Annotated in this window: 16 protein-coding genes; 4 read left to right on the top strand and 12 right to left on the bottom strand. The window is 66.7% G+C overall.

What is annotated here, in order from left to right; all coding sequences use genetic code 11:
* Window positions 1–9: 9 nt before the first annotated feature.
* The 4 genes from ABH933_RS22530 to ABH933_RS22515 form a co-directional block, all read right to left on the bottom strand.
* A complete protein-coding gene (locus ABH933_RS22530) occupies window positions 10–6,657 on the bottom strand; it encodes a toxin glutamine deamidase domain-containing protein (RefSeq protein WP_429455079.1) in 6,648 nt (2,215 codons plus the stop codon).
* A 61-nt stretch (window positions 6,658–6,718) separates the two neighbouring features.
* Window positions 6,719–7,201, bottom strand: a complete 483-nt coding sequence (locus ABH933_RS22525) for a YbaB/EbfC family nucleoid-associated protein (RefSeq protein ID WP_429420021.1) — start codon at window positions 7,199–7,201, stop codon at window positions 6,719–6,721.
* Window positions 7,202–7,262: 61 nt separating this feature from the next.
* The gene (locus ABH933_RS22520; RefSeq protein WP_215923805.1) at window positions 7,263–7,583 is read right to left on the bottom strand and encodes a hypothetical protein; all 321 of its coding nucleotides are present in this window, start codon (window positions 7,581–7,583) and stop codon (window positions 7,263–7,265) included.
* Between the two features lie 211 nt (window positions 7,584–7,794).
* Window positions 7,795–7,974 (bottom strand): hypothetical protein, encoded by a 180-nt coding sequence (locus ABH933_RS22515; RefSeq protein ID WP_429420023.1) that lies wholly within the window; start codon window positions 7,972–7,974, stop codon window positions 7,795–7,797.
* A gap of 173 nt (window positions 7,975–8,147) precedes the next feature.
* Here ABH933_RS22515 and ABH933_RS22510 point away from each other — a divergent pair, with 173 nt between their 5' ends.
* Window positions 8,148–8,393: a hypothetical protein gene (locus ABH933_RS22510; RefSeq protein ID WP_429420025.1), complete on the top strand. Its 246-nt coding sequence runs from the start codon at window positions 8,148–8,150 to the stop codon at window positions 8,391–8,393.
* Window positions 8,394–8,723: 330 nt separating this feature from the next.
* Here the strand turns inward: ABH933_RS22510 and ABH933_RS22505 are convergent, their stop codons facing one another.
* On the bottom strand, window positions 8,724–9,746 hold the full coding sequence (locus ABH933_RS22505; RefSeq protein WP_429420027.1) for a patatin-like phospholipase family protein: 1,023 nt from the start codon (window positions 9,744–9,746) through the stop codon (window positions 8,724–8,726).
* A 430-nt stretch (window positions 9,747–10,176) separates the two neighbouring features.
* On the opposite strand from ABH933_RS22505, the gene ABH933_RS22500 reads away from it, so the two are divergent.
* Window positions 10,177–10,782 (top strand): DUF6262 family protein, encoded by a 606-nt coding sequence (locus tag ABH933_RS22500; RefSeq protein WP_429420029.1) that lies wholly within the window; start codon window positions 10,177–10,179, stop codon window positions 10,780–10,782.
* A 97-nt stretch (window positions 10,783–10,879) separates the two neighbouring features.
* Complete coding sequence (locus ABH933_RS22495; RefSeq protein ID WP_429420031.1) at window positions 10,880–11,149, top strand: hypothetical protein; 270 nt, start codon at window positions 10,880–10,882, stop codon at window positions 11,147–11,149.
* 240 nt (window positions 11,150–11,389) lie between these two features.
* Here ABH933_RS22495 and ABH933_RS22490 read toward each other — a convergent pair whose 3' ends face one another.
* The 7 genes from ABH933_RS22490 to ABH933_RS22460 all read right to left on the bottom strand — a co-directional run bounded on the left by ABH933_RS22490 (window position 11,390) and on the right by ABH933_RS22460 (window position 19,359).
* Window positions 11,390–11,689 (bottom strand): putative quinol monooxygenase, encoded by a 300-nt coding sequence (locus tag ABH933_RS22490; protein WP_429420033.1) that lies wholly within the window; start codon window positions 11,687–11,689, stop codon window positions 11,390–11,392.
* A 62-nt stretch (window positions 11,690–11,751) separates the two neighbouring features.
* Window positions 11,752–12,333, bottom strand: a complete 582-nt coding sequence (locus ABH933_RS22485) for a glycerol-3-phosphate responsive antiterminator (protein ID WP_429420035.1) — start codon at window positions 12,331–12,333, stop codon at window positions 11,752–11,754.
* A 47-nt stretch (window positions 12,334–12,380) separates the two neighbouring features.
* Window positions 12,381–13,904, bottom strand: coding sequence for an FAD-binding oxidoreductase (locus tag ABH933_RS22480; protein WP_429420037.1), 1,524 nt, complete (start codon window positions 13,902–13,904; stop codon window positions 12,381–12,383).
* Window positions 13,905–13,906: 2 nt separating this feature from the next.
* Window positions 13,907–15,568, bottom strand: coding sequence for an FAD-dependent oxidoreductase (locus ABH933_RS22475; protein ID WP_429420039.1), 1,662 nt, complete (start codon window positions 15,566–15,568; stop codon window positions 13,907–13,909).
* Window positions 15,569–15,597: 29 nt separating this feature from the next.
* Window positions 15,598–17,160, bottom strand: a complete 1,563-nt coding sequence (locus ABH933_RS22470; protein WP_429420041.1) for an FGGY family carbohydrate kinase — start codon at window positions 17,158–17,160, stop codon at window positions 15,598–15,600.
* The gene (locus tag ABH933_RS22465) at window positions 17,157–18,617 is read right to left on the bottom strand and encodes an MFS transporter (protein WP_429420043.1); all 1,461 of its coding nucleotides are present in this window, start codon (window positions 18,615–18,617) and stop codon (window positions 17,157–17,159) included. The genes ABH933_RS22470 and ABH933_RS22465 overlap by 4 nt, the downstream gene beginning before the upstream one ends.
* A 331-nt stretch (window positions 18,618–18,948) precedes the next feature.
* Window positions 18,949–19,359, bottom strand: a complete 411-nt coding sequence (locus ABH933_RS22460; protein WP_215923795.1) for a nuclear transport factor 2 family protein — start codon at window positions 19,357–19,359, stop codon at window positions 18,949–18,951.
* Between the two features lie 454 nt (window positions 19,360–19,813).
* On the opposite strand from ABH933_RS22460, the gene ABH933_RS22455 reads away from it, so the two are divergent.
* Window positions 19,814–20,656, top strand: a complete 843-nt coding sequence (locus tag ABH933_RS22455; RefSeq protein WP_429420044.1) for a DUF5995 family protein — start codon at window positions 19,814–19,816, stop codon at window positions 20,654–20,656.
* Window positions 20,657–20,885 lie beyond the last annotated feature (229 nt).

Genomic DNA, 20,885 nt, shown 5'->3' with positions numbered 1-20,885 from the left:
TCGGCGTTCCTATGGCGGGGGCGGCCTGGGGAACCGATCCGGCGGGCTCGTGAGATTGCCGTTCCGGTCGACGGATATGCCCGCGCGCGCCAGGGCGTCCCGCATCTCCTGTGGGATCTCCGCCCCGGCGCCACCGCCGAAGAGTCTGTTCAGATTGAGGGAGATGGTGGAGTCGCCGCCCACATCGGGAATTTTCAGCGCCCAATCCGGCGGCACCGCGATATGGTTCGCACCGAGTATGCCGGGCAGGGTTTTCTGAACCAGATTCTCGAGGACCGAATAACTCGCCATCAGCTGCAGGGAGTAATTGACGGCCCTCGTCGGCGCACCGTTGTCGGTACTGGTGAACACGATGTCCATAACGATCCTTGCCGTCAGTGGGACATCGGCGAGGGCGATATGGTTGAAGAATATTCTCGGGTTGACCCCCCAGTAGTTCTTGATCGTTACCTTGTCGACATCGTGCAGGTTCAGCGCGGGGTCGAAGGTGGCCGGATCCTGCTGTGACTCCGCCTCCGGCCAGAAGTTGACATGCTGTTCGATGAAGGCCGGGCCGGGAGTGAGAGGATTGATCTTGACGGCAAAGTAATCGCGCTGGTCCACATTCTGCTCGAATCGCCGGCCGCTCGCTTCCACGACCGCGGTATTAGCCGACGCCGAATAGCCCAGGCCGAAGTGTTCGTGCCAGAGCAGTTCGTGGTCGACCGGCGGCAACACATCGGAGAGCCCGTCCCAGACGCCGGACCCGAAGTAATATCTATTGGCCTCGTACGCGATCATGTCGGTCAGCCTGTTGAACCGCAGATAGCGGGTCCCGTTCCCGGCCTCCACAATATCCGCCCCGACCCGCATGGTCTTCGTGGCCGACTGAGAATCCACCACGCCGCTGCGCCACGCCGCCCGCTGCCACCAATGCTGTTCGGGCAGACTCGATCCGGTCTCGAGTTCATTGATCAACCTGTGGGCGTAGGCGGTCAGCCTGGGATCGGGAACATTCCGCGCGGCGAGATCGATCTGGCTGCGCGCCGCGTCGAGCGCGGCCCGCACCCGCTCGGGTGTCGATCCGGATTCATTGAGCACCGCGCGGACCGCGCTGATCGGCCTGCGGAGCTCCTCGGGAAGAATCGGGGACAGATTGCCGTTGCGCACCTGCTCGTCGAGCATCTGCCTGGTGAAATTCACCTGCATCCGATCGCTGCCGCTGACCGGCAATTCGAATCGGGCGATCACGCGGGCACTGCTCAGATCGACGGTGGCCCCGCTCTGGTCGTTGCCGAATCGCAGCAGGCTGTGGACGGCGATATTGGCCTGAACCCACTTCTCGTCGAGCCCGATCTTGTCCCCGATCAGCTGGGTACGCTGGTCCAGCAGTTCCTTCATCCGCTGGGCCACATCCGGATCGGCGCCGTTCCCGTGCTGCCGCAGGGCATCAATCTGCGCCTTGACCTGATCGAGTAGTGTCTGCACGCCCGCCCGCTGCCCTCGCAGGGCCCGCCGTTCGGCCTCCGCGCTCGCGACCTTGTCGTACAGGCCCGCCGCGGGACGCCCGGTCTGACGCAGGGCCTTGTTCACCGCCTGCTGCCGGTCGGCGACTCGCTTGCGGAGCTCGTCGAGGTCGGGGTCGGCCTGGTTGCGGAACTGCTGTTCGGCGTCCTGCGCCGCACGCACCCGGGCCGTGGGGTTCCGCACGTCCCGGTTTTCCGTGATCGCCCTGTCGAGTTCGTTCTGGGCGGCAAGGCGCTCGTCGGCGAGCGCCTGTTCCGTGGCGATGCGCCGATTGTCACGGAAGTTCAGCTCGTCCTGCTCCCGGTTCAGGATCACCTGCTGGCGAACGAGGTCTCGCGGATCGATGATCTTCGGAACCGCCTCGCGGACAGGCGGATTCGGCGAAATATCCGGCTGCTGCGGGGCATGCTGCTGTGACTGTTCCGGCGGCAGCATCATCTGCTGCATCTGCTGCCCACCCGCCATCTGGGCGGCTTCATCGCCGCCGCCCGGCTGCGGAGGCTTGATCTGGTCGACCGTGATCGGCCCCTGGGGGTTCGGGTTCGCGCCCTGCGGCCGCAGGCCCTGACCGTACGCGTTCGCGGTCTCGTCCTGTGTGCCTCCGGGCCGCGTGGGCAACTCGGCCGGATTCACAACCGGCGGAGTCTGATTCGAGTCCCCGGTCTCGAGCCGGACGAGCTTGACCGGGCGGATCCGGGACCGAGCCGGGACGTCGGATCCCGTGGGCCGCTGAGGGGTCTCGCCGGGTTTTTCCTGTGCAGGCGGCTGTTGGGGATGTGTCGGCTGAGCCGACTCATCGAAGTTCGGGTATGCGTTCGGCTGCAGAGGCTCCGTCGGTTGCCTGGAGATGTCGTCATCGCCGTGGTCGCCGACTGCTATCGGGGGCGAGCCGTTGTCGTTGCCGCCCGACCCACCCCCGGCCGGATTCACAACCGGCGGAGGCTGATTCGAGTCCCCGGTCTCGAGCGAGGTGAGCCTGAGCCTGACGGGACGGAGCCGGGGGCGGACGGGTCCGTCCGACCCGTCGGGCTGCCGGGATGTCCGCTGGGCGCCTTCGTCCGGATGTGCACCCGGCTTCGACGGACCTGGCGGGTCGACCGCAGCGGGCCGGGTCGCAGTGGCCTCGACGTCGTCGCCGTGGCCGTTCGGCGTGGTCGACAGGGAGAACGGTCTGTCGGGCTGCGATTCCGGAGGCGGCGTGGGCTGTTCGGCGTCGCCGTGCGGGGGTTGTGCCCGGCCGATATTCTCCGGTCCGTGCTCGCCGGAGGCGACCGAAAGGGGGCCGCCACCCCCCTCCGCGGGGGGCTCTACTCCTCGAATGTCCCCTGTTCCGGCCAGGTTCCGTTCGTTTGGGCCTGCCACTGCGCCCAGGCCGCCACGCTCGCCCCCGGTGGTGTCGCCGGTCGGCAGGCCAGGCTGGTCTTGGTGATCTCCAGGGGGTATTCCCTGGTCGGTTCCGGAGGTTGGGCCAGGGATTCGATCCGCACCTGGTATTCGATCGTCTTCGGATCCTCCCGCGTTCGCCGGATGATCACCCGGGACAGGTGCGGATAGATCTGCCGTCCCAGCAGGGGCCGGCCGATCCGGACCGACTCGTCGTACCGCTTCCCCGCCAGGTGTGGGGGCGTCGAGCTGGGAATCGTCGTGACCACCCCGGTTCGCCTGTCCACCAGGTAGCTGCCCAGGCCCAGGTGTTCCCTCCGGGCGATCTGCTCCGGGGACAGCGCCGCCTGGCACACCCAGCAGTGGTCGAAGGGGATCACCCGGAAGCGTCGGGTCGTTCCGAATGCCTGTGTCAGATAGTGATTGATCTGTTCCTCGGTGTTCAGTTCCGATGGCATCTGGGGTTCCTCCAGGCGGTTCGAATGCGACGTACTCCAGCGATACCGCTTCCTGCACCACATCTTCCGGGAGGCGGCGGGGGTCCGTGATGATCTCGCCCGACTGTGGATCGAACCACACCGGGCCCTGGGCGTCGTGTGGATAGACGAGGACGATGGCATGGCCACTGGTGACCATCGGTGTCCCGTCCGGGTTGAACAGCGGATTTTGCTCGGCGTCGTATACCTTCCACCCCCACACCACCAATGCGGCGGATCCCGGCCCTGCGTTCTCGATCCGAGCGCGCAGGGCATCGAATTGCTCGGGAATCGTCCTCGTGCCGTCGTCGAAGTTGTCCCACGGGCGATTGTCCATCCAGGGACCGATCTGCCGCCACTCGGCATCGCCCACGCCGGTGTACGTCATCCTGCCGTCGACCACGGTGGGTGCGCGGGGCACCGAGACCGTCGGGTCGCCGTAGAAGGTCGCCAGCGCGGAGAGGGAGGCTATGACACAGTTGTCGCGGCGACCGGGCGCGTCGAGACCGCCCGGATTGATGCGCCGCGTGTATTCCTCCGGGTTGACCCCGATCCGGAACCTGTTTTCTCCGGGCATCCGCAGGATGTCCTCGAGATCGTATTGGTTTCCGCGATCCTCCAGCTCGGCGTACCTGCCGAGGCGCTGGATGTGCTCCAGACCGCCGAGCATCGCGTCGGTGTTCGCCCTGCAGATGGCCCGGCTGAACTTGTAGAGGTCGTCCTCGCTCAGGCCGTGGCCGGATCCGGGCTCCAAACCCAGGTCCTGGTGCAGGCGCTGGGCGAGGTCGTCGACGGTGGTGCCCTCATGGAGGGTGCCGAATTCGCCGTTTTCGGTGAGGTACAGGCTCGCGGCGCCGCTGCCCTCGTCGGTGGCGGGGACCAGCTCGGCCAGGAACCGATCACCCGAGGGCAGTGTGTGGCCGCGATTGAACAAGGAGTCACCGGCGGACCGGAGTTTCTCCCACAGCCCCGCCTCCAGACGATCGCCGGTGGCGGGCTCGATGCTCGGATCCACGGCGACATCCACGGGGATACGGACGACGCTGAGCGGTCCGTCGGGGTGATCCGGATAGCGACGCCACTCATAGGCCCATCGTTGATCCGGGTCTGTTCGGACGGAAGCGATTTGCGGCGGATGCTCGCTCTCGTACCGATCGAGCGTTGCGAGGGTCCCGCGCGCACGCGCAATGGCGGCCCGATCCTGATCGGACGGCTGTTCCGCCGAATTCTCCGGTAACTGCTGCGGATTCTCCGGCGGTGTCGCCGAAAGGTCCTGGTGTGACGGGTCGTCGGATTCGACCGGGCTGCCGATCCGGAAACTCTTGTCGGCGGGATTCGCCTCGATCTCGGTTCCCGCGCGAGCCTGGATCTCGGACTGGGGTTTGGCATCGACGGCCCTCGGGGCGCCCCGATCATCGGCGGAGACGACGGCGCGGGTGGTGCGCTCGTTCGGGCTCTTGGAACCCACGGTCTCGGTACGGCCGTTGCGCGTCCCCTCCTTCGAGGCCGGAACCCGGTCGCTGGCCGGTACCTGAGATTTTCCCGTGTCCTGCGTTTTCTGCGGCGCCGCGGGAGCGGCGGCGCCCTGCGATTCCGTGCCGTTTCCGGTCGGCTGATCGATACCGGAAATCATGTCGGCGGCAACGGGATCCAGCGCGGGCGTGGACGGCTCCGGGACGGCCGTGGACCGATTCGCCACGGGGAGTGGCTCGAGATCGGTCTGCGGATCAGATGCTCCGCTGCCCCGGGCGCCGGTGATCGAGGCATCCGGGAGCACGCCGGCCGTCGTCGCGGAGGCCGGTACCGGCGTTGCTGTTTCGTCGGCCGTTGCGGGACCCGGTATCGGCGTGGCGGTTTCGTTCGTCGGTGCGGCAGAGATGGGCGAATCGCTCATAGGCGCTGGGATTTCCGATGCGGAATTGCCGGCGATCGAGGCAGCCGGTTGCGCCGGTTGCCCGGGGATCTCGTCCGATACGGGAGCGGTATCCGATGTCACCGGCCTCGATGTGACCGGGCTCGACCGCACCGGGCCCGGCGCCGCGGTCTTCACCGTCCCGGTACGAGGTTCCGCGGCGGCCTGCTCCGGGGGAGTGTTCTGATTCGCGTCGGAATCGACTGTGGGGAACTGACTTTCGCTGCGACCGATCACCGGTCCGCTGTCGTTGGCCGGTGTGGCCGTGCTGCCGCCGCTCTGCTCCGTGGCAGTCGGAGCGCTCGAATTATCGGTGGCGGAAGGAGGTTCGGCGATCTGCGTCGTGGTCGCAGGGGATTCGTTCGTCGATATGGTTTCGGGTTGGTCTGTCCGAGCAGGGATTCCATTCGGCGACGCCGAATCGGTGGTTATGGCATCGGTCAGCGCCGTACCGGTATCGGGTACCGGAACGTCCGGGGTGACGGTGGGCACGTCCGGTGCGGTCGTGGTGTCCGCCGTCACCCCCGGGGCGTGCTCCGGGAGGGCCGAATGCAGCCCGGTGCTCACCGCCAGGTTCAGGAACATATTGGTCGAGAACTCGGGCTTGTCCAGATGCCAGTCCCCGGTCGTGAGGCCACGCATGATGGTGGACTCCGCCTCGCCGGCCACGGTGGCGGCAACGAGTCCTCCTGTGCCCCCGGCGATTCCGATGAGCGCCTTCTGGCCGAACGACTTCAGAAGATCCTCGCCGACGGCCTTGCCGATCGGACCGGCGAGCATCTTTTCGAGCAGACTGCCGAATCCCTTGCCGAACAACCGGCCACCCAGCTCGCTTGCCGCCATATTGGCACCGGAGAAGGCGATCTCCCAGCCGTCGAGGCTCTTGATGTGCCCCTCATGCAGCTGTATCAGCTCGATGAACAACTCCTGCAGGATCCCGATCAGCGCCATCCGCAGCATGGCCCAGGCGAGCGGCAGGTCCGCCTGGCAGCCGGGGATGGCCGCCGATGCGAGCATCGCCACGGTCACCGCGGCGGCGACCAGGATCTGCAGCTTGCTGTGCTCGATGCTCGCACCGGTTCCGTCCGAATAGTCGCCGAGCTGGTCCATGAACCCGGACAGGGTGTCGAACGAGGAGTTGCCGGTGACGAATTGGTCCAGGGCCGCGACGATCGCGTCATGCCCCTTCCCCTCGGGATACGCCACGTCGACCGCGGACTTGGCGTCGGCGAGGTCGGTGTCGAGAGCCTTCAGATCACCGGCTGCCTGCTTCCACGCTGCGCCCAGGGCGAACAACGCATCCTCGTCGGCCTCGGGCCACGTGCCGCCGCCGAGCACGCCGATGATGCCAGCGGCCCAGTCCGGCAACATGATGCTCATGACCCCCCTCGATCCACGGCTCCACCGGGGTTACGGGTTACGGAACCGGTACGCGTCTGGTTCACCACTGCGAGTCGTTGACCTCGGATCGGTTGCCCCGCTGTCGATCCGCCTGCGGCGCCGTCCGCGACGGCGAGCCGGGCAGATCGGTCGGCGCCCTCGGGGCCGGCGGGAACATCGTGCGGATCTGATCGAAATCCGGTAGACCGGGCAGGATCTCGGAGAATCCGGGGAGGTCGCGGGCCAGGCTGGTGACGTCCGTGATCTCGGCCGATTCGCGGACCGCCGCGGCGGCCGCGTCCTGCGCCGCCACTCGCACCGCTGCCGCGATCTCGCCGTAGTCCAGATCGTCGACATCGTCCGCGAATTGGACGTCGATCACCACGCCGTCGGCGTTGACGGTCACCGAGACCCGGCCGTCGGCGGCCTCGGCCGTCACCATCAGCTGCTCTCGGCGCTCCCGCGCCCGCGCGGTGGCGGCGGCGTAATCCTGAACCGATTTCATCAGCTCGGCGACCTGAGCTTTCAATGCCTCATTGGCCATGGCATTCCTTCCGGCACACCGTCATTCGAGACCATATCGGCCTGCCGTCAGTATGGGTGGGTCAACCGGCGTTCTGGGCTTCCATCTTGTCGATGAGGTCGGCCGCCTGCGTGATATTATCCGCGTACTCGCTCAGCGTGGCGCCGGATTTGGAGAGTGCGCCTTCGAGATTCGCAGCGGTCTTGACGTAACCGCCCGTGCCGTTCTGTCCGTTGGCGAACTGAGTACCGGGATCGTCACTGCCCCAGTGGCTTGCACCCTCGTCGCCGGTCACGGCGCATATCAGCGTGTCGTATACGGATGTGACCTTGTCGGCCAGATCGCCGACTCGGTGGGCCGCCTCGCGCAGCGCGGCGGTGTCCACCTTCACGGTGTCGGACACGATGGCTCCCCATCATTTCATTCGTCATGGCGATCCAGCCGAGCCCGACGGCCCGCGGACAAGAACACCCACGAGATTACTGCGACCGCAGGCGGATTGATACGGCCCAAAGGTGGAATTCTCGGCTGTGTTCCCGGGGCCGAATTTTTCAGGGGCAAGTAGCTAGGATTCGGCCGCGCGAGCGTGACGGCTCTTATGCAGGGACTGTTGATCATGCCGCGGAGCGGTGGATCGAACGGTCGGGCTCGATACCGGTCACATAGAGCTCGAGCAGATGCTCGTGACTGGCCGAGCCGTGCCCGAGCCCGAGCAACGACGCATTACCCAGTGCAACGGCCCAGCGATCACGTTCGCGGGCCGATGGCGGTCGCGGCGGTATATCCATGTACATGCTGGTCCCGTTCCTGGACGCTGAGGCGAGACTCATTGTCGGGCAACATGTTCGGGAGGGGGTCCAAAGCTACCGATCGTCGGGGAACCGCCCCGCCCATGAAACTCAGGGCAATACTCCGAGCCCATCTGCTTCTAGAGTTCTGCTCAACATTGGAGACTCGGAGGAATGACATGAAATCGATTCTGCGGCAGCAACTCCCGCGCACACTTGCCGGCGCCCTGATCGTTGTCGCGCTCGGTGCGGGCACGGCGCAAGCCGCACCGCCCGCGCTCGGCCGCGCCCAGCCCGCCCCAGCCGCCGTTGCCGATACCGGGTCCGCCGGATCGGGATCGTCATCCGAGCTGAACATCCTGTCCCTGCTGGTGCTCTGCGCGCTGGGCATCGACCACTTCCCGGAATGCAACATGCAGGGATAGCCCGACCAGCCCGAACGGCCATGGCGATCCGCGCTATCGTGGCAGTCGGTCCAGGAAGGCGGAGACGTCCGCGACCCACCTCCCGGCCTGCTCGTCCTCGATTGCCCGCCCATGAAATTCGGGCCGATAAGCCCCTTATTATTCTGTGCCGCAGCGCGAAAGAGTGGACCGGTGATCGACACAACCTGTGACGACGAAGTCTCCCCCTCGAGATGGCCGAGCATCTGGGCGACGTCGCGCTCACGGTCCACCATCTGGATCCGAACCCGCCACGGGGCAACGGCGTCCGCGTCGTGCCTCCGGTGGAAGGCTCGGGCTCGCTGTCCGCAACTAGGTCGTCGGGGCCCGGAAGCGTTCGACGTAATGCGGCCAATTCCAGGTGGACAAGAACCGCTGTGCGGCTGCATAACCCTTCTGGTAGAGCGCTTCGATCTGTGGTTGCTTGATGTGGAAGTCGAGGACGCCGACGTCGGTCGAGTCCACCCGGATCGCGCGGGCGTCCACCCAGGGCTGGTTCAGATATGCCTGATCGTGGCCGACCAGCATGGTGGTGAGGACACTCTCGAACAGGTGCGCGCCCCCGCCCAGGCGAAGCAGACCGAGTTGCGGAATCACCTTGTCGTTGCCGGCGGGCAGATTGGGCAGCACGGTAACTCCGAAGGTAGGCCAACGGGGCGACAGGCCGTCGGTCCGATCCAGAGAATCGATCGGAAAGTTCGATAGGACACCACCATCCACCAAGGTCGACTTCACCCCGGCGGTACTGGTCAACGAGGCTGGTCTGAAGAAAAACGGAATCGCCATCGATGCGCGGACGGCATCGGCCACCGGTTGCGTGTCCGGGGCGAGACCGTAGACCCGGTCGTAGTCCCACGGCAGTCGCACGAGCTGGCCCGTCGTCACGTCGGTGACCGTGACCACCAGGGAGTATTGCTGTTGTTCGGGGAGGCTGTCGTCATCGATGTGCAGGTCCCCGAACGTGGTCACCCCCAGCTCGCTGAGCTTGTCGGCGATCCATTGGTGCGCGTAGTCGCCTCGGTAGATTCCGCTTCCGCGAAGCATCGCCCACGACGGCCCGACGATGGGGATGTCCTCGATGGGCCCAGGGTCGAGAAACTTGTCGTACTCGAGACTGAGCGCGAGGTTCTTCACCTCGGCACCCGTCAACCGTCTGCTCTTCGACGCTGCCGCGACGATGGCCCCGAATACCGCGCCGGCCGAAGTGCCGGACACCCGGCAGACCCGGTACCCGGCGTCGATCAGCGCGGCGACTGCCCCCACCAAGCCGATACCTTTCACGCCACCACCCGCGAGAACCAGGTCGGCGCGTAGATCCGACTCCGGCGTCGTCACGGGCGGGCTCCGAGGTCACGTTCGCCGTCGTCGCATCTGAATCTGTACACGTACATTGCCACTCCTCCAGCGTCGAAGGTCGCCGTTCGGGGGAATACTCCGCTCGTGTAATTCGTTCCCGATCTTCCCCTGCACGAAGACCGTGCGTGGGCGAATCGGGAAGTCGGTTCGATCCGGACGAGGTCGCGGCCGTCGTCACGACCTTCGCCACCGAGCCGATTCCGGCGCGGCGGCGGCCTGGTTCGGCGAAGCGGCGACCGCGCCCATCGTGTCCCCGCACCCCCACCCGCACCCGCATCGGCCTGTCCGCTCATCGACATTCCAGGATGTTCTGAGCTGCAACCGATTCCGTTCGCCGCGACGTGAGATCAGCGGCATGAGATCGCGGAGCGCTCTGCGCGCCGGTCGCCGACCGAAACCTCGCACAGCGATGCCTGCTGACCGCCTCGCCGAACACGCCCAGGCCCGCCATCGACGGACCCTGCAACGGGCACGGGACGCCCTCACCGAACTCGCCGCCGCCGGCACCCCGGTGACCGTCGCCGGACTGGCTGCGCACGCCGGAATCTCCCGGTCATGGCTCTACACCCAACCAGACCTACTCGAACAGGTCCGCCAACTCCAACAGCGCAGCCCCGACACCAGCCCAGCCCAGGCATCGACCCGCGCCAGCGATCAATCCCTGCGCCAGCGCCTAGCGCTGCACGGTGGCAGCCCCAAGCTCCGGACGGCTCCGGTCAGCTCGGTGCCGCAGGTTCCGGATCGAATGGTCAGCTTCCGCAGCCGATCTCGCCTCCTCCAGGGATGCCGCAGGTGCCTCACCCCGCCCCATGGGGCCAGCCCGGTGCGCAGCCGGATCAGGGAGGGGTCGCACCGGGCAGCCCGGCCCGAATCCGTCGGCGTGGCAGGGGAACCACGGGCCGGATCCGTTGCCCGGGTATCCTTCACCACCGCGGCATCCGGCCGGGTGGCCCGACCACCGGCTCCCGGCTACGCCTCCGAACGACTGGTCCGGATCGGCTGTGCCCCAGAGTGATTCGCCCGTGGGTCTGATGATCCGGGACGTGTTCGACAGCACGATGCGCAGGTCCCAATTCTTCGCCGGCTGACCGGCACTACCATGCGGAGGCATTGTGCTCGAACCACTCTCACCCGACCAACTGTGTCGCAACTTCGAACGGTTGCTGGCCTCGGTCGTCGATGGCGGCGCCCTGACCACCAGCAGCGGACTGGACGACGAGACCGAGCGCGCCCTCTGGGCGATCGCCGACGCCTATCCGCAGATCCCCGAGAATCTGGTGAGCGCGGCCCGCACCACGTTCGAGGCGCAGCTCGACGGCTCGCACGCCGCGGCCCGCCTGGCCGAGTTGACCCGCCGCATCGACGAGATCAACCGCCGGTAGGCCGAACGGGGCCGGGCATGATCAGGAGGTGGGGACGCCCCTCGGCCGCTGGAACCACGCCCGCGAAATAGGCTGGGACACCAGGACGATCATGGCGATGCCGACCAGGATTGCGCCGAGGCCGCCTCGACCGCCGCCGGATTGCCGGACCCGACCAGCGCGGTTGTAGCCAGGCCACTGAGTTCGACGGTGAGGGGCCTTCGTCGTTGGCGAGGAAGGCCCCACCACCGCCGGCGTTTACTACTCTGCGCCTGCGAAGGTGTCGACGGTGCGGCTGTCGAGCCGGGGGATGATCTGTCCCAGCCCGATGCGCTGGAAATGCTCCTGCTCGCGATGCGCCGCGAATCCGGCGACGTCGGTGTATCGCTCGAGGATCACGATGTGCGCGGGGTCGTCGACCTCCTGGAAGAATTCGTAGGAGAGGTTGGCCGCCTCGTCGCGGCTGGCCGCGGCCAGCTCGTGCAGGTGCTCGATCACGGCGTCGACGGAGTCCGGGCGCGCCCGGTAGTGCGCGATCACCTGGAAGTACTTCGCGGTCATGCTGCTCCTTGATGAAGATGGTGGTGGTTGTGCCGGACCGGCGCCGCCGCCTGGTGTCAGCATCAGCGGCCCGCCGCATCCCACAACGACGCCGCACTGGTCGAGACGGCGCGCGCACCCTCGCGCAGCGCCGCCGACACGTCGGCGACGCTGCGCACGAACCCGGCGGCGACGAACGGGCTGAGTCCTTCGATCTCCGGCGGTGTGAGATGGGAAAGCACCGGCCAGGGCATCGTCTGCACCAGGTGCGGTCGGTTCTGCCGCACGGAGTTGATGGCGCGCGGCAGGTTGGACCGATCCGTGACGAAGACCTTCTGCATGGTCACCATTCCCGCTGCCGTCGTGCGTTGGATCAGCGCGCCCTTGGTGCTGACGACGCCGGGTGCACCGATCGACTGCAGGTACTCCACGGCACCGCGGTCCTGCCCGAGGCCGGAGCAGGCATCGGCGTTGACGAAGGTGAACCGGCCAGCCTCCGACAACGCCTTGACCAGGCCCGCCAGCTCGTGCAGAGCCACATGCGCGAGGATGTTCACCCGACATTCGGACCGGAGGAACGCCGGGACCGACTCGGCGCCGAATACGGCGGCGATCACAGGGTTCCGGGTCAGCCACAGGTCGAGTTCGCCGGGTAGTGGGGGCATCGGTGTCGACCTTCTTTCGTACAAACCGTTCGGTTCGACTTACGGTACTAGAGACCCAGTTTGCCTGGGTTGAGCAAATTTTCGGGGTCGAGCGCGGACTTGACCGCCCGGAGCACCTCGAACCCGGCGCCCAGCGACCGCTCCATGTACGGCGAGCGCAGCAGACCGACGCCGTGGTGATGGCTGAGCGTGGCTCCATGCCGGAGGATTACCTCGTTGGCCGCATCCCATGCGGCCCGGTACCAGGCGGCTCGATCCGCGACCTCTACGCTGCCGCGCAGCGAGAAATACAGGCATGCGCTGTCGACGTAGGCGTGGGACTGGTGCGCCGAGCCGGCCAGCGTGCCGGGCACGGCGGCGATCGCGGCGACGACCTCGTCGTAGATCGCCGGCAGGTCCTTCCACTTGCCGATCATCTCCAGGGTGTCGGCGACGAACCCGGCACTGCGGGTGAAGCCCTCGGCGCTCTTGCCGGTCAGATACCTGGTGTCGAGCCAACGCTCGTAGATCGCGTCTCCGTCGAGTTCGGTCCCGGTATCGGCGCAGACCCGAGCGCTGATCTGCATTGTGGCGTCGACCAGCTCCCGGGTGCCCTCGTCTGCGACCAGCAGCACATTGGTGTCGGGCAGGCCGAACTGCACCCCGCTCTCGAGGGTGTCGTAGAGGCGCAGCGCGGCCGGGGTCGCGCCCTGCTGGACGATCTGGCGACAGGCCTCGAGCCCCTCGGCGAAACTGTGGAAGCCGTAGGCGTGCGCCCGCCCGTAGTCCGGCAGCCGGTGCACCTCGAGCCGGATCTTGGTGATCACCCCGAGGGTTCCCTCGGAGCCGATGAACAGCTGCAACAGGTCTGGACCGACCGCGGCACGGGCGCTGTTTCCGACGCTGACGAGCTCCCCGTTCGGCAGGACCACATCCAGGCCGTAGACCATGTCCTCGATCTTCCCGTACCGGGTCGAGAGCTGGCCGGCGCCGCGACAGGCCACCCACCCGCCGACGGTGCTGATCGCGTACGAGGAGGGCCAGTGCCCCATCGTCATCCCGTATTCGGATTGGATCTTCTGCTCGAAAAGATCGCCGAACATGCCCGGCTCGACCTCGACGATCTGGCTCTGCTCGTCGAAGCCGAGGAACCGGTTCAGTTCGCACACATCCAGCACGATGCCGCCGCGGATGGGCAGGGCCGCGCCGGTGACATTGCTACGGCCGGCCGAGACCGTCACGGGAATCGTTGCGGCAGCGGCTATCCGGATCACCTGCTGTACCTGCTCGGCGCTCGACACATGCGCTATCACCGCCGGCGGTGTGGCTGGGCGGCCGCCGGTCTCGGCGATCATTGTGCCGGCCCACCAGTCCCGGGTGCCCTCCTGCACCGCCGCCGGCTCGGTTTCGACTCGGTCGGCGACCGCGGTCAGGGCCTCGATGACGGTCTCCGGAACCGACACCGGGTCATCGGTGAAGCAGGGCTCCCCGTCGACCGGGCCGACGTGCTGCGCGAAGAGGGGCTGGGTGGGTGCGCCCACCGTGTAATTGCCCCGGTTGTATCCGCGCTTCAGTGCTTCCTTGCTGATCATGTCTACTTGTCTCCCATCAGGATTGCGCGTTCGTGTGCTGTCTGCAGTCGGTAGTGGGCGACCTGGTCGGCCACCTCCGAGCGGGGGAGGTCGAGCTCCTTCATCAGCAGCTCGCCGACCCGCTCAGCCGAGGCGGCTGAGGCGTCGCGGGCCATGATCCGCGCCCGCGTCCGACGCGAGAGGATGTCGTCGACGCTGCGGGCCAGCTCATGCCGTGCCGCGTAGACGACCTCGGCCTCCAGATAGGGGAGGCCCTCGACAATCGGGCGGCCCAGGGTGGGGTCCTGGGCAAGAATGTCGGTGACGAAACGGGCCTCGGTGCCGTAGCGTTCCCCCAGGTGGGAGGCGAGTCCCCCGGACGCGACGATCGCTTCCGGATCGTAACCTGCGGCGCCCAGCAGGTACGCCGACTTGGTGCGGCAGCGGCCCTTTCGCCCGAGTACGGCCTGTGCCGCGTCGACGGTCTGCTCCGCCATATGCCGAGCGGTGGTCAGCTTCCCGCCCACCACCGTGACCAGGCCGTCGGGATCGGTGCGGACCTCGTGATTTCGCTTGAGTTCCACCGTCTTTCCGCCCGGGGGCGCCACCAGCGGCCGGCACCCGGCGATACTGCCCAGCACGTCCTGCGGCTCGATGTCGATGTTGAGGGCGGTCCGCGCGCCGTCGAGCAGGAAGTCGCGTTCCTCGCGGGTGCAGTTGACGTCGTCGAGGTCGCCGCGGTAGTCCTCGTCTGTGGTCCCCAGGTAAGCCGTGTTGCCCCAACGGGTTATGGTGGCGCGACGGTTGCGGCCCGGGACCGGGATGGTGACGGTGCAGTCGTTGCGGATCTTCGACCAGGGCACCGCGATGTGCACCCCCTTGGCCGGGCGAATGTTGGGGACCTCGACGTCCTTGCCCGCCCCGCTCCAATCGCGCAGCCACACGCCGGTCGCGAGCACGACGACGCCGGCGCGGGCCCGGACCTGTCTGCTGCCCACCTCGGCGACGACGCCGCTGACCTTGCCGCCCTGGCGGGTCACCTCGGCGACCCGGGTTCCGTTGAGGACGGTGGCGCCGTGGAATGCCGCGGTGCGAGCCAGGGCCAGCGTCAGCCGCGCATCATCGGCGCGGGCGTCATAGTACAAAAAGCCGCCGTCGAGGTGCTCGGCCTTGAAAGTTGGGCAATGTGACAGCACTTCGTTCTTGGTCAGCTTCTGGTGCAAGATCCCCTCGCGCCAGCCACCGGCCAGGTCGTAGGTCCACAGCAGGCTCTCGAAACCCGCCGCGAGGCGGCGGTCGAAGACCCCGTTGTGCGAGAGCACCGGGAACAGGAACGGCAGCCGCTGGACCAGGTGCCGCGCGTTCTTGCGCAGGCGCTGCCGCTCGAGCAGCGAGTGCCGCACCAACGCCAGATTGCCCTGCTCGATATAGCGCAGTCCGCCGTGGATCATCTTGGAGGACTTCGATGATGTGCCGGAGGCGAAGTCGTCCTTCTCCAGCAGCGCCACCCGAAATCCGCGCAGCGCCGCGTCCATGGCCGTGTAGGCGCCGGTGACCCCGCCACCGACGACGATGATGTCGAAGTCTCCGCCGTCGAGGCGGGCAAGCTGTTCGGCGCGATCGAGCCGCAATGGCGCATCTGAGACCATCCGCGCCCGCGCCGACGCCGGCCTGCGCGCGGGCATGGATATCGAGCCTAGCGAAACCAATGTGTTCATCCTTCCGAAAGTTGTTTGTGGACAGGGTTGATGGCAGATTGCGGCGGTGCGTCCCCCGCCTCGACGAGCTCGAGTTCCGCGGCTATCCGTGCCTTCCACGCGGCCCGCCGGCTGCGTCGAGCGCTGTCGGCGGGCCGCGGTTCGAAGACCTCCGCCGCAGCGAGCGTGGACGCCGCCTCGGCCAGCGAATTCCACAGCAGTCCGTCGGCACCGGCCATGAACGCGGCCCCCCGAAGACTGGCCACGCCGGAGTCCGGCAGGCGTCGCATCGCGAGCCCGGTCAGGTCGGCCTGCATCTGGATGAGGGGATCGCTCGACGACAAGCCGCCGCCGACCACGATGTGCGTCACGTCGAGCCCCGCGACCTCCGCGTTGGCCTCCGCGGAGTCGGCCACGGATTGCGCGATACCCTCCAGAACCGCGTACGCCACCTCCGCGCGCGTGCTCGACATGGAGAACCCGGTCAGCGACGCCCTGACCCGTGATTCCACCACCGGTGTCCGAATCCCCGCCAGCGCCGGAACGAACACGATCCCATTCGACGTGGTGGTCGAGGCCGCGAGCTTGCTGATCGACTGCGCCGAATCGAACCAGCCCAGCGTGTTGCACACCCAGTCCAGGGCGGAGCCCGAGGTGGCGGTGAACGTCTCGACCGCATAGACGGTTTCCTGTTTTCTGCGCCACCCGGTGACCGTGAGCGTCCCGGGATGGAGCGCGGACCGGGCGGGCGGCTCGGTTCCGGTGATCAGGTCCACAAAGCTGCCCGTGCCGTGCACGCACATCGCCTGCCCCTGCTCCAGGCAGCCCAGGCCGACCGCGCCGGCGTGCTGGTCGCCCATGGCCGCGAGGATGGGTGCCGAGACGCCGATTGTGGCCGGGTCGGTGTGCCCCAGGCAGTCCGCGTCCTGCCGCAGCTCCGGCAAGAGCTCGAGCGGGAAGCCGAGCGCGGCGATCCAGTCCCGGTGGTAGGCGTGCTCGGCCAGCACGTATGCCCCTGCCGAGGTGACGTTGGTGGCGGTGGCCGCATAGGTGCGCTCGACTGCGAGATTCCACAGCAGCCAGGTCTCGATGGTTCCGAATCCGAGCCGACCCGCCTGGTGGGCTTGTGCCACCGCAGGATCTTCGCGCACCTTGTGCGCTGCCCACAGGTAGGGCGAACGCAGCCCGGTCGGGCGTCCTACCTCGGCCATGAGCGTGCTGTCCCACTCCGGGGCAAGGGCTGCGAGCTCGTCCGCGTGGCGGCAGTCCTGCCAGACCATCGCGGGAACCAGCGCCTGCCCGGTAACGGTGTCCCACAGCACGGCCGTCGCCCGTTGGGTGGCCAGTGCCACCGCTGCGATACTCGCGCCAGCCGCCTCTGCGCGGGCGACAACAGCCCTGCACACGTCGAGTGTCTTTTCCAGAATCTCGCCGGCGTCTTGTTCGACCACGCCGAATCTCGGTGTCGATACCGCGAGGCGGCGGTATTCCAGATCGTGCACGACACCGTCGGCGGTGACCCAGGCCGCGCGGGTTCCCGTTGTCCCCTCGTCGATTGCGAGGATAGCGGTCGAGCTCATACGCGAACCCCGTCCTGCACGGGCGCGGCGTCGGCGTCGGGCTCGCCGTCGCCGGATCCGGCGAACCCGGGCGCGTCCTGCTCTTCGTCAGGGTTGAATGCGGCTCGGGTCGGATCCCACGTGATCACGCAACACACGATGCACGCGAGCAACGGAACCACGGACAGGATCAGGAACGTCGGACCGAGCCCCAGATGCGAGCGCAGGATCGGGAAGATCAGCAGCCCGAGCGCGGCGCTGGCGCTTCCGATCGCACCGATCACTCCGTTGGCTCCGGCGCGGAGCTCACTGCGGAACGAGAGCGAGGACAGTGTCTTGCCGTTGGCGCCGGGGCCTGCCGAGTGGAACAGGATGAACAACGACGGGATGAGGAAGCCGAGCGCCAGCGGCAGATGCGCATGCCAGATACCCAAGATCACCAGCATGACGAATACCGCGCCGAACCCGAGCGCGGATGCTCGACGCAACCCGAGCCGCGCACCGATCTTCGGGGACAGGAAACCGCCGACAATTCCGAACACATTGAAGACGAGCGCACCGAGGGTCGCCACGGTAAAGCTGTGCCCGAAAAGCGCAAGGCCGATGATCGGCAGGTACCACCCGACGGCGAAGTACTGAATGGACTGACCCATCTGCACGGTGCTCGCCAAGAGCGTGCGGCGCAGATAGATCCCCCGGAATATCAGGGCCACGTTCGCCAAGCCCCCATCGGCCCGGTTGCGAATCGGGGTCCGATCACCCGCCGGCGCCGCCGTGAATTCCTCGCCGTAGATCTTGGTCATCGACTCGGCCGCCTGCTCCAGGCGTCCCTTGCGGGCAGCCCACATGGGGCTCTCGACCATGTATCGCGCCTGCGCGACCAGCAGCGCCAGCGCCACCACACCCGTCGAGCCGACCGCGTACCGCCAGATCGCCTGACCGACACCGAGATCGTAGAACCCGATCGCCAGAATCAGGTTGCTGGAGACCGCGGTGTACCAGACGCCCTGCCACGTGTTCAGCCGGCTCTTGAAGCGTGCCGGGGTGAATTCGGCCAGCAGCGCCATCGCAATAGCGAAGTCGATCCCGTAGGCGGCGCCGACGAAGAACCGCCCTAAGAGCACAACCTCGAAGCCCGGCGCAAAGGCGCAGCAGGCTGCGCCGATGACCGACAGGAACTTCGCCAGGATCAGCGGCCGCACTCGGCCTGACCGATCGGCCATCCAGCCACCGAGAGGATTGAAGACGACGGCGACCCACGATGCGAGTGAGGTCAGAATCGCTACCTGGGTGGCGTCGAGGTGCATGTCTTTCGTCATGGGGCCGAGTCCCGCGCTCAGCGCCGAGTTGCCGAACGCGTCGAGGAACAGCCCGCCTAGGGCCAGCCACCAGATGACGCTTGCGCGGCCCGCGATCCGAGGTTGTTCGTCGATATAGGACACGACGTCGTGAACGCCACGAAGTACTTTGCTAGACACGATGCCCGGCCTCTCTGCCGGGAGACCGTCCTGTCGCAGGCTATACCGCAAAAAGGGCAGAATGATGCCTCCAACAGGAGGTCTCCATTCTTACCCTGGTTGCTGAGATGCTAATCACACGAGGGTAGAGATTGCAAGGGCTTGCCCAGACTCGCCGCGCCGGGCGGGCAAGGATGGGGCCTGTGCTGACCCCCGATTTTTGCTGGTGAACGCTGACGGTTGATGCGAGATGTGACTATTAGAAGCTGGATTGATGCCCGGCCGTCTGCATTCGTTGCCCCGTTGGTGGCTGCCCGCCGTTGGGCGGGCAGTCGTTGTCCCGGGGATTCGATCACTCGGTCAGTGCGGCCAGCACCGCAGAGGTGTCGTGGTAGTACGGGCGAAACTCGGTGATCAAGCCGTCTCGGAAGCTGATCCATTGCAGTAGTGACGTTTTCACTGTTCGGCCGGTACATCGTGCGCGCAGCCGGCCGCGGCTGTAGACCACGACCCGATTCTGGTCGCTGAGGAACTGCTGTTCGTCGAACCACAGGCCGTCCCAGCTTTCGCCCATGGTGGCAATGAACTTCCGGAAGCCCTCGTGCCCACGCCATTCGCCGCCGTAGGGCAGGCTGGACGCCTGATACATGACGACGTCCGAGGCCAAGTGCGCGGCCATCTGCTCGAACTCGGCGCCCTCGGTGAGGTACGCGGCCTCGGCCGCATAGAAGGCCCGCAGAGTGGTCATCACATCGACTGTCATTCTCCCGATCCTCACAGCGACTGGTTCTCCACACTGGCGGGATTCTGACTTCGCGATTCGAGACCGGGTGTCGGTATCCGGATTCACGCTCATCGGCATGTGGGTGTGTTGAGTTGCTATGTGCCGGAGGCCATACAACCTTTGTCACTGGTGCGCCACGTGTTGCGCACTCTTGTTCTGAGGAAGCCGGAGGCAGGACGGCTCAGACGCCGGCGAGGTCGGGAAGTAGATGCCCGATGTCGGCGCGCAGCGTGGCTGGTTCGGTGAAATGGAAGGCGCTGCCGCCCCATTCGCGGAAGATCTGGCACGTGTCGGTGCAGTCGTCGATCAGGACGATGAGATCTAATTACTGCAACTGCGGTGAGGCCTGCAATCGCAACGACTGCAAGGAGGAATCCGGATGCGCCGGGTCGGGGTTGTGAGGCGGGTACTGGTTGGGTCGGCTTGTGCCGCTGTGGCGCTCGGAGTCGCACCGGCGGCAGCCGGGGCGTCGTCCGCCGCGACGGCGGGTTGTGGCAGCACGTTGTCCGAGCGCGAGGTGAATTCGATTGCCGCACTGTCCGATACCAGAACCTTGACCGGTTCGCCGATGCGGCGGTTGGAGGATGCTATCGAGCGGCATCACCGGATCACCGACATTCTGATGCGGCATCGGGATCGGCGGGGATTGTTCCTGATCGGGCTCGATCTGTCCGAACAGCGGGCCGTGATGCCGCTGCAGCGTGACCCTGCGGCGTTCGCCCATCCGGACTATGCGCACGCGGTGAGTCTAGAGCTCGCGCGGCGGATTCTGGTCAACTTCCATGGTGAGTTCGTGAGCGGTGCGGTGGAACCGCATTGGGCGCAGTATTTTTCGCTGGCGGCGGACTGTGGCGTCTCCGGTGCGCGGGTGGCAATGGCAGGGTACAACGCGCATCTCACGGTCGATCTGACGTATTCGGTCGCGGCAGTGGGCGCACGGCCGGAGGATGTGGGCGATCACTTCAAGATCGTGGACGGGATCGCCCGGGTCGGATCGCCGATCATCGATCGGACCAAGGCGGCATACGGCGTCGACATCGGGCCGCTGTGGCGGTTCTACTTCCTCGGCGAAGGATTGGATCGCCTTGTCGGACAGGGCGTTGCGACCGGCCCCATGCTGGAGGCCGCCGATGACGGCTACAACGTGACCGTCTTCGGAAACGGACTCGCGCTACAGAACCCCACGGTCCACGACGCCACAGTGGCCGAGATACGGACTCTGTACCAATCCAACGAAACTGCATTCGATGTGCTCGCGCGGCTCGGCGGTTTGTGAGTTGTCCTGCGCCCCGGAGTCCCGCTGACATTCCGGAGCAGTTGCGCCGCCCGGATCCGGGAGGCTATCCGCCACCGGGACGTCGCGATAAGAGGACCTCGTCCATGTGGCTCTGCGCCCACGATCTGAGGCCGCGAGTCCCCAGTGCCGCCTCGTGAGCCGATTCGTCTGTGAGCTGAGCGAGGGGTGGCACGCGCTCGATCCAGCTACCATTCGGCGACTTTAGTCA

Source organism: Nocardia sp. GP40 (assembly GCF_050434125.1).
Taxonomy (GTDB): domain Bacteria; phylum Actinomycetota; class Actinomycetes; order Mycobacteriales; family Mycobacteriaceae; genus Nocardia; species Nocardia albiluteola.
The sequence above is the reverse complement of the archived record's forward strand: the minus strand, read 5'-3'. Positions and strand labels throughout refer to the sequence as shown.